Origin of the sequence: Dyella sp. (assembly GCF_035277725.1) — a bacterium.
Classification (GTDB): Bacteria; Pseudomonadota; Gammaproteobacteria; order Xanthomonadales; family Rhodanobacteraceae; genus Dyella_B.
The window spans coordinates 1-16365 of sequence record NZ_DATEJY010000048.1; the positions used below are offsets into that span (position 1 = coordinate 1).

At 60.8% G+C, this 16365-nt stretch carries 11 protein-coding genes; 4 read left to right on the plus strand and 7 right to left on the minus strand.

From position 1 onward, the window contains the following. Positions 1-115 precede the first annotated feature (115 nt). From VJR68_RS03990 to VJR68_RS04020, 6 genes are all read right to left on the minus strand, one after another. Positions 116-1678 carry a restriction endonuclease subunit S gene (locus tag VJR68_RS03990; protein WP_324146259.1) on the minus strand — a complete coding sequence of 521 codons (1563 nt, stop codon included), beginning with the start codon at positions 1676-1678 and terminating at the stop codon, positions 116-118. Then, entirely contained in the window at positions 1675-4482 is a 2808-nt protein-coding gene (locus VJR68_RS03995) for a type I restriction-modification enzyme R subunit C-terminal domain-containing protein (RefSeq protein ID WP_324146260.1), read from the minus strand. The genes VJR68_RS03990 and VJR68_RS03995 overlap by 4 nt, the downstream gene beginning before the upstream one ends. Before the next feature lie 81 nt (positions 4483-4563). Continuing rightward, positions 4564-5289, minus strand: coding sequence for a UPF0149 family protein (locus VJR68_RS04005; protein WP_345786039.1), 726 nt, complete (start codon positions 5287-5289; stop codon positions 4564-4566). 136 nt (positions 5290-5425) lie between these two features. Beyond that, the gene (glnA, locus tag VJR68_RS04010; RefSeq protein ID WP_324146261.1) at positions 5426-6835 is read right to left on the minus strand and encodes a type I glutamate--ammonia ligase; all 1410 of its coding nucleotides are present in this window, start codon (positions 6833-6835) and stop codon (positions 5426-5428) included. Positions 6836-7064: 229 nt separating this feature from the next. Further along, positions 7065-7475 (minus strand): VOC family protein, encoded by a 411-nt coding sequence (locus VJR68_RS04015; RefSeq protein ID WP_324146262.1) that lies wholly within the window; start codon positions 7473-7475, stop codon positions 7065-7067. A 31-nt stretch (positions 7476-7506) separates the two neighbouring features. Next, positions 7507-7977, minus strand: a complete 471-nt coding sequence (locus VJR68_RS04020) for a helix-turn-helix transcriptional regulator (protein WP_324146263.1) — start codon at positions 7975-7977, stop codon at positions 7507-7509. Positions 7978-8093: 116 nt separating this feature from the next. On the opposite strand from VJR68_RS04020, the gene VJR68_RS04025 reads away from it, so the two are divergent. Beyond that, the gene (locus tag VJR68_RS04025; RefSeq protein WP_324146264.1) at positions 8094-8891 is read left to right on the plus strand and encodes an undecaprenyl-diphosphate phosphatase; all 798 of its coding nucleotides are present in this window, start codon (positions 8094-8096) and stop codon (positions 8889-8891) included. Positions 8892-8978: 87 nt separating this feature from the next. Here VJR68_RS04025 and VJR68_RS04030 read toward each other — a convergent pair whose 3' ends face one another. Further along, positions 8979-9959 (minus strand): LysR family transcriptional regulator, encoded by a 981-nt coding sequence (locus tag VJR68_RS04030; protein ID WP_324146265.1) that lies wholly within the window; start codon positions 9957-9959, stop codon positions 8979-8981. 325 nt (positions 9960-10284) lie between these two features. Between VJR68_RS04030 and VJR68_RS04035 the strand changes: the two genes are divergently transcribed. The 3 genes from VJR68_RS04035 to VJR68_RS04045 all read left to right on the plus strand — a co-directional run bounded on the left by VJR68_RS04035 (position 10285) and on the right by VJR68_RS04045 (position 16343). After that, positions 10285-11547 carry an efflux RND transporter periplasmic adaptor subunit gene (locus VJR68_RS04035; protein WP_324146266.1) on the plus strand — a complete coding sequence of 421 codons (1263 nt, stop codon included), beginning with the start codon at positions 10285-10287 and terminating at the stop codon, positions 11545-11547. Between the two features lie 175 nt (positions 11548-11722). Continuing rightward, a complete protein-coding gene (locus VJR68_RS04040) occupies positions 11723-14908 on the plus strand; it encodes an efflux RND transporter permease subunit (protein WP_324146267.1) in 3186 nt (1061 codons plus the stop codon). Between the two features lies 1 nt (position 14909). After that, a complete protein-coding gene (locus tag VJR68_RS04045; protein WP_324146268.1) occupies positions 14910-16343 on the plus strand; it encodes an efflux transporter outer membrane subunit in 1434 nt (477 codons plus the stop codon). The last annotated feature ends 22 nt before the right edge of the window (positions 16344-16365 follow it).

A 16365-nucleotide genomic window follows, 5' to 3' on the forward strand; every position in this document is an offset into this window, starting at 1 on the left:
TAGTAGCCGATCCGCTCAAGGTAACTCACGGCGGCCGCCTCGTTGCTGACTTCCATGCCGCGTGATTTCAATAGTTGGAGCTGGCCCGAGAAATCCATCCATGGACGTGCGTAGTTCATTCGTTCTCCTTGGCTTTGCGGGCGCGCTTTCTTGTGGCTTTCGCAGCTTCAACAGAGCGTTCGGCGCGGATGCGTTCCAGCAGCACACTGGCGGGTTCGTCGTTGGGGTCTTGCGGTACCAGCTTGCCGGAGAAGGCGGCTTTGAGGATGTTTTTGCGTTGGGCTTCGGCTTGCCTTAATTCTCTTTCCAGCACCTTATCTATAGCGGTCAATTGCTCGTCGAAGCGTTCTAGCAGAGACAAAACCTCAATCTGTTCGGCGATCGGTGGCACGGGCACAGTTACGGAAATGATGTCCGGCTGGGAGATTTTGTAAATACCCGCCGATGTTCTTGCCCTTCCCTCAAGATGGTCCCTGGAAAGTGAAGTATCCCAATTACGACCGATCCAGCCAGGCAATACGACTGACTCGATTACACGGAGGCGGATCAATGTATCGGGATATGCAATTTGTTCCGATACGCCCCGTACAAGCCCTAGGCGCCCCACTAATGACAACGAACCATTGCCTCGAACGATTAGCAAATCACCATCAGCTACGGCGAATGGTTGCGCTTCTTTATCTGACCAAGCACCCAATTTGTACTCATGGAGATCAATGCTGCCATTCTTCACGGCAGTAAGGCGAAGAACTTTTGCACCGCTCTCAGCGCTCGGGACAGACCGGCCATTCGCCAAATCCTCTGGTGTTAGCTGATCGACTGTTGCCCATGACCAGCTCGCAGGTAAAGTTGGCAAGCGGGTAAGGTCGGGTGCGATAGGTTCAGGATATTTCGACTGCCACCACTTAGATGGGACCTTACCTTGCTCAGAAAACTTGGCAAGCTGCACGGCTTCCCAACGAGCGCGGCGTTCGGCAAGGATGCGTTGCAGCAGCTCGGCGCCGGTTTCCTGTGGCTTGCCGCTCCGTGCTCGAGTCGTGCGCCAATCGGCGGTTAGCGCGCCTTCCACGGCGGCTTTCAACAGCGATTGGCGATACTGCGCCAGCTTGCGCTGCGCTGCCTTCAGTTCGGCTACGCCGGCATCGAGTTCGGAGAGCAGCTCTTCGAGTTTTTCGACGATGCGACTTTGTTCGGCGAAAGGCGCCAAAGGAACTGGGAGCAATGCGGCTTTGGCTCCGGATAATTCCAAGAATGTGGTTCCGCTTGCTAGCTTCTCTGCGCGTTCCTTAGAACTAGTTAGCCAGTGATAGAGGTAATCAGAGCTTACGCAAGATTCGGGTATGAAGCTCTTAAAACCTTGGTTGGTAGTAACCGCCCTCAAGGCAATTGCTGTGTACCCAATAGGCGCCCGCGAGCTAAAGAGAACCGCGCCTTCGGGTAACCACTTTGCCCCCGATCCAGAAAGTCCCGTTTCGGTCAGCGAACGAGATCCGCCTGTAATTGCCTTGCCTACATGCGTAGACATGTCCGCCGGGGTGATCCAGGGAATCATTCCGCCAAAGTTCCTGGCATCTGTGGTATCCGGGGTACCCCCACCAACGACTTGGGCAATGTCACCCGCAGTTGTCCACGACCATGTCCTTGGTAGCGGCCAACTGGTCTCATCTGAACTGCTCAAGCAACCAACTCCTCATTCATCTCCGCCAGCAACCCATCCAGCTGCTCGCCAAACACCTGCCACGCCTTCTGCAAGCCACCCTTCGCCGCCAATTGCGCGTAATCAAAGTCCTCGCGGCTGATCGAGCAACTCGACGCGATATGGTCCTTGATCATGCGCAGCCACTCGGTCTGCTCCGGGGTGAAGGCGGTGGCGCGTTGCGCATTGTGCCGGAAAATCCAGGTCTGGAAGCGTTTGTCGACGGTGTCGGCAAACGGGTGCAGTTCGTCATCCATGCCTAGTGCGAAACGGACGAGAGCGATGAGGTCGGTGAGTTGTCGACGCGTGCCGGCACCGTCCACCTTGGACGCTTGCACACGGGAGTAGGCCGACCACAGTCGTTCAGTGGTAAGCATCAAGGGCGGGCGCGATAGCGCATCGTGCAGCTCCTCGATCATGTCGAAGGTGAGTTGCCGGCGCTGGTACGGTTGCTGGTAGAAAAAGGCGAGAGCGGCAATCTCGTCCTTATTGGCGCGCAGGTAATCGGCGAATGCCTGCACGGTGGCCTGTGCCTGCGTTTCGGCCTGGGCGCTGAAGCCCTGGAAAGTGATCTGATCCAGATTGATGTGATCGATCAGTTGCTCGCGCTCGCGGCGGATGGTTTCGATCAGGTCACGCAGCCGTGGGTCGTCGAAAGGCTGGCATGCGGCATTGATACGACGCTGGCGGGCCGCATCGAGCTGTTCGGAGGTGAGCGTGTTTTCACCAGCAGTGATGCCGGCAGCCTTGGCGGCATCCAGCGCGTCGGCCACTACGCGATCCGGATCGACGGCTTCGATCAGGCGCCGCGCCAGATCGTTGAGGGCGATACCGCCGGCAGCCTGCTTGATGCGTGCCTGTGCCTTGTCGTCCAACTGCTTGACCATGCGCACCAGGCGGTTGCCTAGGCTGAGCACAGTGTCTTCGTCGCGGCCGCCGACGGCCACGGTTTTTAGCAGCGTGTCCAGCGATAGATTGGGTTTCTTCTCCAGCGAGCGGCTTTCGGTTTTCAGGGTTTTTTCCACGCCCACCGCGTCGATCAGCCAGAAATGAGTCTTGGCGCTGTCGGCGCTGTTGCTGACTTTTTTCAGCGATTCGGCGTCCAGGCTGCGCACACCGCGGCCCTTCATCTGCTCGTAATAGCCGCGGCTGCGCACGTCGCGCATGAATAGCAGCACTTCCAGCGGTTTGACGTCGGTGCCGGTGGCGATCATGTCCACGGTGACGGCGATGCGCGGATGGTAGTCGTTGCGGAAGCTGGCCAGGATGGTGTCCGCATCCTCTTCGGCTTTGTAGGTGACCTTTTTGCAGAAGGCGTTGCCCTGGCCGTAAACCTGGCGGACGGTGTGGATGATGTCATCGGCGTGGCTGTCGGTCTTGGCGAAAATCAGAGTTTTGGGTACTTCCTTGCGCTCGGGAAAAAGTCGGGTCTCCACGGCGTTTTTCATGGTCTGGATGACCAGCCGGATCTGACTGGGATTGACCACCGACTTGTCGAGGTCGGTGGACGAATAAACCGTATCTTCTTCGGTTTCGGCCCAACGCTTCTTTCGGGTTTGGCGATCGCGATGGTCGACCCATTCCCCCTCGTTCACCTCGGCACCTGCGCGAGTGATCGCGGTTTCGATTTCGTACACTTCGTAGCCGACGTTGACGCCATCGAGTACGGATTGCTCGTAGCTGTATTCGGCCACGACGTTTTCATTGAAGAAGCCGTAGGTGCGATTGTCCGGCGTGGCGGTAAGGCCGATCAGAAAGGCGTCGAAGTAATCCAGCACCTGCTTCCACAGGTTGTAGATGCTGCGATGACATTCGTCGATGACGATGAAGTCGAAGGTTTCGATCGGCACCGCGTGGTTGTAGCGCACCAGTTTGGGCTGTTTGCCGGCCTGCGGAATCTCGGCAAGTGAAATATCTTCGGCGGAATCGTCGATGGCTTCGCCGGAGAGAATGGCATACATGCGCTGGATGGTGCTGATGCAGACTTGCGCCTGCGGATCGATGCGACTGCTTGCCAGGCGCTGCACGTTGTACAGCTCGGTGAACTTGCGGCCGTCGTCCGGCGGCGTGTAGGCCATGAACTCCTGGTGGGCCTGCTTGCCGAGGTTGCGCGTATCGACCAGGAACAGGATGCGGCGCGCGCCTGCGAACTTCAGCAGACGATAGACCGAGGTGATGGCGGTGAAGGTTTTGCCTGCGCCGGTGGCCATATGGACCAATGCGCGCGGATGATTCTTCGCCAGCGATTTTTCCAGGCCGTTGATGGCGTTGATCTGGCAGTCGCGCAGGTTGCGCTCGGGCAGCGACGGCATCGCATGCGCAAGCCGGTAACGCAGGGTGTGAGGCTCGTGTGCCCAATCCACCAGCATCTGCGGACGGAAGAAGTGAAAGATTTCGCGCGCACGCGGATGGGGATCGCGACTATCGGTGAAGTGGATGATTTGACCGGTGCTCTCATAGAGAAAGCGCAAAGGCTCGCCGTGCTTGCGCCACTTGAGTTTGGCGGCTGCGTAGCCTTCGGTCTGTGTCTCATGGACAGTGAGGTTCTGGCCCTCTTCATCGCGCTTGGCTTCGATCACGCCGACAGGCTCGCGGTCGACGAACAGTACGTAGTCGGCCTGGGGCCTGCCGGCGTCCTTGGTGCCGGCATCCTTGTCGAAGGGGTATTCGCGCACGGCCACGCCATTGCCGGCACCCAGGTTGATGGCTTTGAAGTCCTGAACGATCCAGCCGGCTGATGCCAGTTTCTGATCGATGATTGTGCGCGCCTGATCTTCCGGCTTCATGCTGATCTCCGCGGTCCCTGGTTCAGAACGGGATTAATTCAGCAACTATGCCGCCTTGCAAGACCGGGAGGAAACCAGGTTTCAGTGAACCGTTCCGGCCACTCCGCAGCACTTCTTGAACTTTTTGCCGCTTCCGCATGGGCAAGGATCATTGCGGCCGAGCTTGGGATGTGCCCGCACATAGGTTTGCGCCACTGTGCGTTCGACCGCTGCATGACGATATGGCAGCCAGTGGAAATAGATGTCCATCACGGCTTCGGGTATTTGCTTGCCAAGCGCCTCACGTTGAGATGGCGTGGCGGTCAGCTCTTCCTCGTCCTCGATGACCTCCGATGCGCCAAGCAGCCGGATGGCGCGGATGAGTTCCTGGCCCTTTTCGCTTTCAAGCAAGGGCTGCCAGCTCTCCCAGCGCAGCTCGATGCCTGACCAGAAGCCCATCGCCCAGGCTTCAGGATCGGGGTACTCGCGCTGGTCTTCGCCATGGGTGCCCACGCTGTAGATAGGAGTGAGTTCGCGAGGGTGACTCATCAACCCGCTAATGATCTGGTTCAGTCGCCGCATGATCAAGATGAGTAGTTCCTCACCCTCTTTCGCACTCTCGAACTGCGGTATATGCGGTTCGGATTCGCTGAAAACGTGTGGCAGCCACTCGCTCGGGGCCACGGTTTCAGGGCCAACCGCAATCGCCGTCAGATAGCCATCCAGCGAAGAGAGGATCATGGCGTCTTCCGGGACATCACCGATCAGGAGCAGGCGGTCCAGGCGTGTAAGTTCCTGCTCTGAAAGCGGTGCTTGCAGATTCTTCATCGTGTGCGGCTGTCAGCTGTAGAGAAGTTTGCCTAGTTTATCGATCTTCAATAGCTTCGCTGAAATTTGTAGCGACATACGCAAAAAAAACGACGGGCGCCGAAGCGCCCGTCGTTTTCATCACATACCGCAACGATCAGATCGCGTAGTACATCTGGAATTCCAACGGATGCGTGCTGGCGCGGTAGCGCGTCACTTCCTGCATCTTCAGTTCGATGTAGGCATCGATGAAGTCGTCGGTGAACACACCGCCGGCCTTGAGGAAGTCGCGGTCCTTGTCGAGCGCTTCCAGCGCGGCGTCGAGGCTGGAGCACACCTGCGGGATGTTCTTCTCTTCTTCCGGCGGCAGATCGTAGAGATCCTTGTCGGCCGGCGCACCCGGGTCGATCTTGTTCAAGATGCCGTCCAGGCCCGCCATCATCAGCGCGGTGAAGGTGAGGTAGCCGGACTGGATCGGGTCGGGGAAGCGCAGCTCGATGCGACGGCCCTTCGGATTGGACACGAACGGAATGCGGCAGCTCGCCGAGCGGTTGCGCGCGGAGTAAGCCAGCATCACCGGCGCTTCGAAGCCCGGCACCAGGCGTTTGTAGCTGTTGGTGGTGGAGTTGGCGAACGCGTTGATCGCCTTGGCATGCTTGAAGATGCCGCCGATGTACCACAGCGCGAGCTGCGACAGGCCACCGTACAGATCACCGGAGAACAGGTTCTTGCCGTCCTTGCTCAGCGACTGATGCACGTGCATGCCGCTGCCGTTGTCGCCGACGATCGGCTTGGGCATGAAGGTGACGGTCTTGCCATTCTGGTGCGCGACGTTCTTGATGACGTACTTGAGCGTCAGCAGCTCATCGGCCTTGGTCACCAGCGTGTTGAACTTCACGCCGATCTCGCACTGGCCGGCATTGGCCACTTCGTGGTGATGCACTTCCACCACCTGGCCGAGCGATTCCAGCACTTTGCACATGTCGGCGCGCAGGTCACCCAGCGAGTCGACCGGGCTGACGGGGAAATAGCCGCCCTTCACGCCCGGACGATGGCCGCTGTTGCCTTCGTCGTACTTGAAGCGCGAGCTCCACGCGGCTTCCTGCGATTCGATTTCATAGAACACGCGGCCCATGTCGTTCTGCCAGCGCACGGAATCGAAGATGAAGAATTCCGGCTCCGGACCGAAGAAGGCGGTGTCGGCGATGCCGGTGGACTTCAGGAACGCCTCGGCGCGCTTGGCGATGGAGCGCGGATCGCGGCCGTAGGCCTGCATGGTGCTCGGCTCCAGCACGTCGCAATGCAGGACCAGCTGGGTGTGCGCGCTGAACGGATCGAGGTAGGCCGTGTCCGGGTCGGGCAGCAGCACCATGTCCGATTCGTTGATGCCCTTCCAGCCCGAGATCGAGGAACCATCGAACATCTTGCCGTCCTCGAACGTCGATTCGTCGATGGCGTGGGCCGGAAAGGTGACATGGTGGTGCTTGCCGAGCATGTCGGCGAAACGCAGGTCGACGAACTCGACCTCTTTTTCCTGGATCAGGTCGAGCACTTTCTTGGCGGACATGTAAAACCTCGATGATTCGTGAATTTAGGGGATCGCGCGTGCTGTTAGAGCAAGCACCGTACCAATGTGAAAACACCCGGAACTTCAAATGATTGCACAAAAATGGGTCATTGGCATGCGTCCTTTTTGCACCATATGAGTGCGTAATTTGCACTTGTGTGGTGCTTGGATCACCTCATCGCTCAACCCGGCGGCGCAAGGCCGCCGGGGCCGTGCCTGTCACCGTGGCTCAGCGCACCTCATTGATGCGAACGTGGTTGCCGGCGGGGTCGCGGAAGGCGCAATCGCGGACGCCATACGGCTGCGCGGTCGGCTCCTGGATGACCTCGGCGCCGGTGGCCTGGATGCGTTCGAAGGTGCCGTCGAGGTCCTGGCTGGCCAGGATGATCATGGCGTAGGTGCCCTTGGCCATCATCTCGGTGATGGCGCGGCGCTCGTCGTCGGTGAGGCCGGGCGTGATGGCCGGCGGCGTGAGCACGATCGACGTGCCGGGCTGGCCGACCGGACCGACGGTGATCCAGCGCATCCCGCCGTAGGCGACGTCGTTGCGGACTTCGAAGCCGAGCACATCGCGGTAGAAGGCCAGCGATGCTTCCGGATCGGTTTGCGGCAGGAAGGTGGAATGAATGCTCAGGTTCATGGTGATCGTCCCTTGGTGATAAGTGGTGCGATCACTCTAATGACGGCTCGGGCAGCGGCGCTTCTCGATTCCTGATCGGACGGGTGATTTGTTTGGCCACGCATGAGGGCATCCCTTCCGTCGCCTGCGCTTGCTGGCGACGGTACGCGCTGGGCGACATGCCGACCAGTTCGGTAAAGCGCGTGCTGAAGGTGCCGAGCGACGAGCAGCCCACGTCGAAGCAGACATCGGTCACGCTGAGGTCGCCACGGCGCAGCAACGCCATCGCGCGCTCGATGCGGCGTGTCATCAAATAGGAATAGGGTGATTCGCCATAGGCGAGCCGGAACTGGCGGCTAAGGTGCCCCGCCGACATGTTCACGCCGCGGGCGAGTGCCTCGACATCCAGCGGTTGCGCGTATTCCCGGTCGATCCGGTCGCGCACGCGACGCAGCTTGGCAAGCTCGCGCAGATGCTGCTGGGTGTCGCTGGATTTGCCAGTTGACTGCATGATTCCTGTCACGCCACATCCGGAAAGGCCCACCGCGGTTAACCGGCCGGCAAGGCAACACTAAGCTTTACGCTATATCGTTTTTGGCGTCGCGGCGGCGCCTTCGCCATTCACCTGGAGTCTTCCACGTGCACGACCTCCTCAACGTCATCCTGCTCGGCATCATCGAGGGTATTACCGAATTCCTGCCGATCTCCAGTACCGGCCACCTGTTGATTGCTGAAAGCTTCGGGCTTGGCGCCCGCTCCGACCTGTTCAATGTCGGCATCCAGGCGGGCGCGATCCTGGCGATCACGCTGATCTACTGGAAGCGCATCTGGGAACTGTTGACCCAATGGCAGGAGCCCGCCAACCGCGCTTATCTGCTCAAGCTGCTGGTGGCGTTCCTGATCACCTGCGTGCTTGGCCTGGTGGTGACGCACTATGGCTTCAAGCTCCCGGAAACGGTGACACCGATTGCCTGGGCCCTGCTGATTGGCGGTTTCTGGATCCTGGGCGCGGAGGCGATTGCGGCCAAGCAGGTGGATCGCCGCGAGGTGACCTGGCGAGTAGCCATTCTGGTCGGCCTGGCGCAGATGGTGGCGGGGATTTTTCCGGGCACCTCGCGCTCGGGTGCAACGATCTTTACCGCGATGCTGGCCGGCACCAGCAATCGGCCTGCGGCAACGGAGTTTTCGTTTCTGGTTGGCATTCCGACCATGTACGCGGCGACCGGGTATGAGTTGCTGAAGGTGCTCAAGAGCGGCGGCACGGCGCACGAAGATTGGGGTGCGCTGATCGTCGGCTTCGTGGTGTCGCTGGTGGTGGCGTTCGTGGCGGTGAAGTGGTTGCTGGGTTACATCCGCACGCATCGCTTTACGTGGTTCGCGCTGTATCGCATTGCGCTGGGGGCGGCGCTGTTGTTGTTGATGCCAGCCGGGGCGTGACACGCTTCTCGTAGGCCGGGATGACAATCCCAGCTTTTTTATGCATGGCGATGCTGGGATTTCATCCCAGCCTACGAAGCTAATAGCTCATTGCGCCCGCACCGGCTTTTCTTTCCGCACCGCCGGCAACGGCGGGCGGAACGCCTCTACCACTGGCGCCATCGGGCAGATGTCCTCGAACGGTCGCTCGAACAGCTCGCGCGCCCACTCGATAAAGGCCTGCACGCGCGCGGAGAGATGCTTCTTCTGCGGATAGACGATCCAAACGTTCTTGCCGGTGGATACCGTGTCGGGAAGGATCGGCTCCAGCTTGCCCAGATCCAGTGCACAGGCCGCCAGCACATGCGGCGCCTGGATGATGCCTAAGCCCGCCATCGCCGCCTGGATCACCGACTCACCGTCGTTGATCAACAGGTGCGCATTGACGTCCAGCTCCATGCGGCCGTTGGGCGTGTCGAATTGCCACAGGCGCGGCTTGCCGTTGGCGTAGACATAGTTGATGCAGCGGTGGTTCTTCAGGTCTTCGATGCTGTCCGGGTACCCGTAGCGCTCCAGGTATTCCGGGGACGCCAGCAGCACATTGCGCAGGTAGCCGATCTTGCGGGCGATCAGGCTGGAATCTTCCAGCTCGCCCATGCGAATGGCGCAATCCACCCCTTCCTCGTTCAGGTCGTAGGGGTAGTCGCACATCATCAGTTCCAACCGGATATCCGGATAGCGACGCTCGAACTCCGACAGCTGCGGCACGATCGCCGCCCGCCCCACGGATGCCGACATGCCGACCCGCAACTTGCCCTGCGGCTTGCGGTGGGCATAACCCAGCGATTCAGTCGCCTCGGCCAGATCGGCAAGGATCTCCTTGCAACGTGTATAGAACGAGGCGCCATCGTCGGTCAGGCGCAAGGCACGGGTAGAGCGGAACAGAAGCCGCACGCCAAGTTGTTCCTCCAGACGGGACACGGCGCGGCTGACACCGGAAGGGGTCATGCCCAGTTGGGCAGCGGCTGACGCAAAACTTTTCGCTTCCACCACCCGGACGAAAGACGAAATCGCGGAAAAGTCTTCCATAGCATGTTCCAGAATATGGACTGCTGGTGATTATGCGCCCATTCATGACTGAGAGTCACGAGTGGCTTGCGCAAGGAACGGATTTTCTAAACTGTACGGTGTACCCATCATTCGTTCCGTCGCAAATCCTGCTGCACTGCGACAAGAGAAGTCTGACACGGCAATAGGCGTCCTGTCAGCACAGACCAGAGGATGGCCTGTCACGCATCAGGCATGGCAACCGCTTGATGTCGGCGTAGCCGAGCCCGGGCATCCGCGCGGCTCGACGCATCGGAAAGCGCAGGACTGCCCTTTCCCTGCAAACGACAAAAATTGGGAGCGAGTGATGTTGAAGAAGACAATCCTGGCCGGCCTGGTCGTAGCAGCCATTGCCGGCAGTTGGGCACTGCTGGGCAGCCATGGCGGCAGCGCTCACGCCCAGGCTGCCGGCGCGCAAGGCGGCCCGCCCGAAGTGACCGTGGCCCCGGTCATGGTGCGCCCGGTCAGCGACAGCGCCGATTTCACCGGCCAGTTGCAGGCGGTGGATACCGTCGACGTGCGCCCGCGCGTCAGCGGTTATGTAAACAGTGTGCTGTTCAAGGAAGGCACCGAAGTGCACAAGGGCGACGTGCTGTTCGTGATCGATCCGCGCCCGTTCCAGGCCGAAGTCGATCGGCTGAGCGCCAACGTCGCGCAGGCGAAAGCGCAACTCGCACTGGCGCAAGCCAATGCCGACCGCGCGCGCCGCCTGCTCGCCCAGCACGCGGTGTCGCAGGAAGACGCCGATAGCCAGAACACCGCCGAGCAAAGCGCCAAGGCCACGTTGGAGGCATCGACCGCAGCACTGGCCACCGCCAAGCTCAATCTCGACTGGACGCAGGTACGCGCACCGATCGATGGCCGCGTCAGCAACGCGCACATCCAGGCGGGCAACCTGGTGTCGAGTTCCGACGTGCTCACCAGCGTGGTGTCGGTCAATCCGGTCTACGTCTATTTCGACGTGGACGAACACACCTGGCTGAAGCTCGACCGCCTGCGCCGTGATGCGATCAAGAACGGCCGCACACCACGCATCGAAGCCACCATGGGTCTGGCGGACGAACAAGGCAATCCGCATGAAGGCCGCATCGATTTCGTCGACAACCAGGTGCGCCCGGGCTCCGGCACGATGCGCTTGCGCGCCGTGTTCGACGAGGAAAACGGCCTGCTGACGCCTGGCTTGTACGCACGCGTGCATCTGCAAGCCGGTCAGCCGCGTTCGCGTGTGTTGATCGACGACCGCGCCGTCGGCACGGATCTCAGCAACCAGTTCGTGTATGTGGTCGATGGGCAGCACAAGGTGCAGTACCGCAAGGTCGACATTGGTCCGCTGTTCCATGGCCTGCGCGTGATCGATGACGGCCTCAACGCCGGCGACGTGGTGGTGGTCAATGGCCTGCAGCATGTGCGTCCGGGTGCGGAAGTTAATCCGCAGCAGGTGGCGATGGATTACCGGCTGGATGCGCAGGACAAGGCCCTGGTCGATGCGGCGGAGACGAATCCGGATAACAAGGATTCGCGCACGGCGCAGGCGGATGGCAGGAGTGCGCAGAAGCGCTCGCAGGGCTGAGCCTCGCTTTTCTTCCTCTCCCCGCCGGGGAGAGGACCGAGGTGAGGGGCGAATCTTGCGAAGAGCCCCAAAAGAACCGCGGCAACGTTAAAGACTGCCGCAAATGCGGCCCCTCACCCACCCCTCTCCCCGGAGGGGGGAGGGAGTAGCTCGCAGCAAGCATTGAGAGAACCCCATGAAAAACATCGCACAGTTTTTCGTCGACCGGCCGATCATGGCCGCCGTGCTTTCGCTGATCTTCGTGATCGCCGGCAGCATCGCGGTGTTCAAGTTGCCGATCAGCGAATACCCCGAAGTGGTGCCGCCCACTGTGGTGGTGCGCGCCAACTATCCGGGCGCCAGCCCGGAAGTGATCGGCGAAACCGTTGCCACGCCGCTGGAAGAACAGATCAACGGCGTGGAAGGCATGCTGTATTCCTCCTCGCAGGCGACCAGCGACGGCCAGATGACGTTGACCGTCACCTTCGCGCTCGGCACCGACCTCAACAATGCGCAGGTGGAAGTGCAGAACCGCGTTTCGCAAGCCTTGCCGCGTTTGCCGGAAGAAGTGCAGCGCCTGGGCGTGACAACGCAAAAGAGTTCGCCCGACCTCACCATGGTGGTGCACTTGACGTCGCCGGATAAGCGCTACGACATGCTCTATCTGTCGAACTATGCGCGCCTGCACATCAAGGACATTCTTGCCCGTCTTGACGGCGTGGGTGACGTGCAGTTGTTCGGCGCCGGTGAATACAGTATGCGTGTGTGGCTGGACCCGAACAAACTGGCCCAGCGCAGCATGACCACCGGCGATGTGGTGCATGCGATCCAGGAGCAGAACGTCGCCGTCGCCGCCGGTGCACTGAATGCGCCGCCGGTGCCGGGCAATACCGACTTCCAGCTCAATATCCACACGCAGGGCCGCCTGAGCACGACGGAAGAATTCGGCAACATCATCGTGCGCACGGATCGGGACGGCAGCGTGGTGCATCTGCGTGACGTTGCGCGCATCGAACTGGGTTCCAACCAATACGCATTGCGCAGCTTGCTGGACAACCAGCCGGCGGTGGCGATTCCGATCTTTGCGCGGCCCGGTTCCAATGCGATCCAGATTTCCGACGAAGTCCGCGCGACGATGAAGGAACTGAGCAAGGACTTCCCACAGGGCATCGAGTACCACATCGTTTATGACCCGACGGTGTTCGTGCGCGGTTCGATCGAAGCCGTGGCGCATACGCTGGTAGAAGCAATCTTCCTGGTCGTGCTGGTGGTGATCCTCTTCCTGCAGACCTGGCGTGCGTCGGTGATTCCACTGGTCGCCGTGCCGGTCTCGCTGATCGGTACGTTCGCGGTGATGTACGTGGCGGGCTTTTCGCTCAACGCGTTGTCACTGTTCGGCCTGGTGCTCGCGATCGGCATCGTGGTGGACGACGCGATCGTGGTGGTGGAAAACGTCGAGCGCAATATCGAACTCGGCTACACGCCACGCGAAGCCACGCGACGCGCGATGAACGAAGTGACCGGGCCGATCATTGCGACGGCACTGGTGCTGTGCGCCGTGTTTATCCCGACCGCATTCATCAGCGGCCTGACGGGTCAGTTCTATCGCCAGTTCGCGTTGACGATTGCCATTTCCACGGTGATTTCGGCGTTCAACTCGCTCAGCTTGAGCCCGGCGCTCGCTGCGGTGCTGTTGCGTGGTCATGATGCACCGAAGGACCGCGTGGCGATCCTGATGGACAAGGCGCTCGGCTGGTTCTTCCGCCCGTTCAATCGCTTCTTCCATCGCAGTGCCGATCGCTACGTCGGCGGCGTGCGCCGCATTGTCGGCCTGGGTCCGGTAGCGCTGGTGGTGTATGCGGGCCTGATTGCGCTCGCGGGCTTCGGCTTCCATCACGTGCCGACCGGCTTTGTACCGCAGCAGGACAAGCAGTATCTGGTGTCATTCGCGCAGTTGCCGGATGCCTCGTCGCTGGATCGCACGGAAGACGTGATCCACCGCATGTCGGAGATCGCATTGAAGCAACCCGGCGTGCAGAGCGCGGTGGCGTTCCCGGGTCTGTCGATCAACGGCTTCACCAATGCCACCAACGCCGGCATCGTGTTCGAGACGCTGAAGCCATTTGAAGAGCGTCGCGATCCTTCGCTGTCGGCGGGCGCGATTGCCGCCGCGTTGAATCAGAAGTTCGCGACGATCCAGGATGCGTATATCGCCACGTTCCCGCCGCCGCCCGTGCAGGGCCTCGGCACCATCGGTGGTTTCCGCGTCCAGATCGAAGATCGCGGGCAGCTTGGTTTCGACGAGTTGTACAAGCAGACGCAGAATCTGATCGCCAAGAGCCAGAAGGTACCGGCGCTGGCGGGCTTGTTCTCCAGCTATCAGGTGAGCGTGCCGCAGATCGATGCGGATGTGGATCGCGAGAAGGCGAAGAAGGAAGGCATCGATCTGAATGATGCGAACGAAGCGCTGCAGGCTTATCTGGGTTCGTTGTACGTGAACGACTTCAATCGCTTCGGTCGCGTGTATCAGGTGAATGTGTCGGCCGAACCCGCGTTCCGGCATGAGCCTGACAACATCCTGCAGTTGAAGACGCGCAACGACAAGGGCGAGATGGTGCCGCTGGGTTCGTTCTTGACGGTGCGTCGTACGGCTGGCCTGGAACGCGTGCAGCACTACAACGGCTATATCACCGCGGAAATCAACGGTGGTCCGGCGCCGGGCTTCAGCTCGGGCCAGGCGCAGGCGGCGATGGAAAAACTGGCGCAGGACAATCTGCCCAACGGCATGAGCTACGAATGGACCGAGCTCACCTACCAGCAGATTCTCGCTGGCAACACCGCCATCCTGGTGTTTCCGTTGTGCGTGCTGCTGGTGTTCCTGGTGCTGTCCTCGCTGTACGAGAGCTGGTCGCTGCCGCTGGCGGTGATCCTGATCGTGCCGATGGTGCTGCTGTCTGCGATTGCCGGTGTGTGGCTGTCAGGTGGCGACAACAACATCTTTACCCAGATCGGCTTGATCGTGCTGGTGGGCCTGGCGTGCAAGAACGCGATCCTGATCGTGGAATTCGCACGCGAACGTCAGCATGAAGGCATGACACGTTATGACGCGGTGCTGGAAGCGGCTCGCCTGCGCTTGCGCCCGATCCTGATGACGTCGATCGCCTTCATCATGGGTGTGGTGCCGCTGGTGACCTCGCACGGCGCCGGTGCGGAAATGCGTCATGCGATGGGCGTGGCGGTGTTCTCCGGCATGCTGGGCGTGACCATCTTCGGCCTGATCTATACCCCCTTGTTCTACGTGCTGATCCGTGCCGTGGTGGAACGCCGCGAAGCGCGCAAGAAACAGCACGCATCCAACATGCCCGCTTTGGAGGGCCATTGAGATGACTCGCTTGTTACGTAACACCACCTTGTTTGCGGCACTCGCGCTGGCCGGTTGCGTCAGCGTGGGGCCGAACTACAAGGCACCGAACACGCCACCGGCCAACGTGCAGAACATCGATGCGGCGCGCGAAAGCAACGCACAGTTCCAGGCCACGTGGTGGAAGCAGTTCAACGATCCGGTGCTCGATACGCTGATCCAGCGCGCCGCCAAGGGCAGCCTCGATCTGCGCATCGCGCGGGCACGGCTGGCCGAATCGCGCGCACTGCTCGGCACGGCGAAGTCGGATCAGATTCCGACCATCGATACGACGATCGACTTTCAGCGTGCACGCGAGCAGCAACCTGGCTTCACCACGCAGCGCGTGACCACCGATACGTATCAGGCGGGTTTCGATGCATCGTGGGAACTCGACCTGTTCGGCGGTATTCGCCGTTCGGTGGAAGCGGCGCGTGCGGACCTCGACGCCAGCGAAGCATCGATGCATGATGCGCAGGTGAGTTTGTTCGCCGAAGTCGCACGCAACTACTTCGAATTGCGTGGCACGCAGCAGCGCCTGGCGATTGCCCAACGCAACATTGCCAACCAGGCGGATTCGTTGAAGCTGATCAATGCGCGGGCGCAGATCGGTACCGCGTCGGAACAGGACGTAGCGAGCGCCAGCGCACAGCTCAGCGCGGCCAGGGCGCAATTACCGGTGCTCGATGCACAGATTCGCAGCTATGAGTACCGGCTGGCGGTGCTGCTTGGCGAACGGCCGGGCGAACTGGACGTGGATGTTTCGTCCACCACCTTCAAGCCGATCGCCACCGTGCTGCCGATCGGCGAGAACGGCGACGTGCTGGCACGCCGTCCTGACGTGCGCATCGCGGAACGGCAATATGCGGCCGCCACGGCACGCATCGGTGTGGCAAAGGCGGATTTCTTTCCGCACATCACGCTGGGTGGCTTCGTCGGCTTTCTCGCCGGGCAAAGCAATAATTTTGGCGGGCCTGCGTCGCGCGCGTGGTCGTATATGCCCAGCATTACCTGGAACGGTTTGAACGTGGAGCGCGTGCGTTCGAATTTGCATGCCAGCGAAGCGCGTGCCGATGCTGCCGAAGCGAATTACCAGCGCACCGTGCTGCAGGCGGTGGAAGATGTCGACAACGCGGTGGTCAATTACAACGCCGAGCATGGACGCGTGGAGCAGTTGATGGCGCAGGCCGATCAAAGCCGGCGTGCCGCGGAGTTGGCGCGTGTGCGTTATCAGGAAGGCGCGACCGGTTATCTGGAATTGCTGGATGCCGAGCGCGTGCAACTTTCTGCCGAAGATGCGCTGGCGCAATCGGAAAGTGCGATCGATACGCGCGCGGTGGCGTTGTACAAGGCGCTTGGCGGTGGCTGGCAAGCTTGCGACGACGCCAGCTGCTCGAACGTCGCCGAGGCGCAGTAGTCCGACGTAGGTTGGGGTGCGA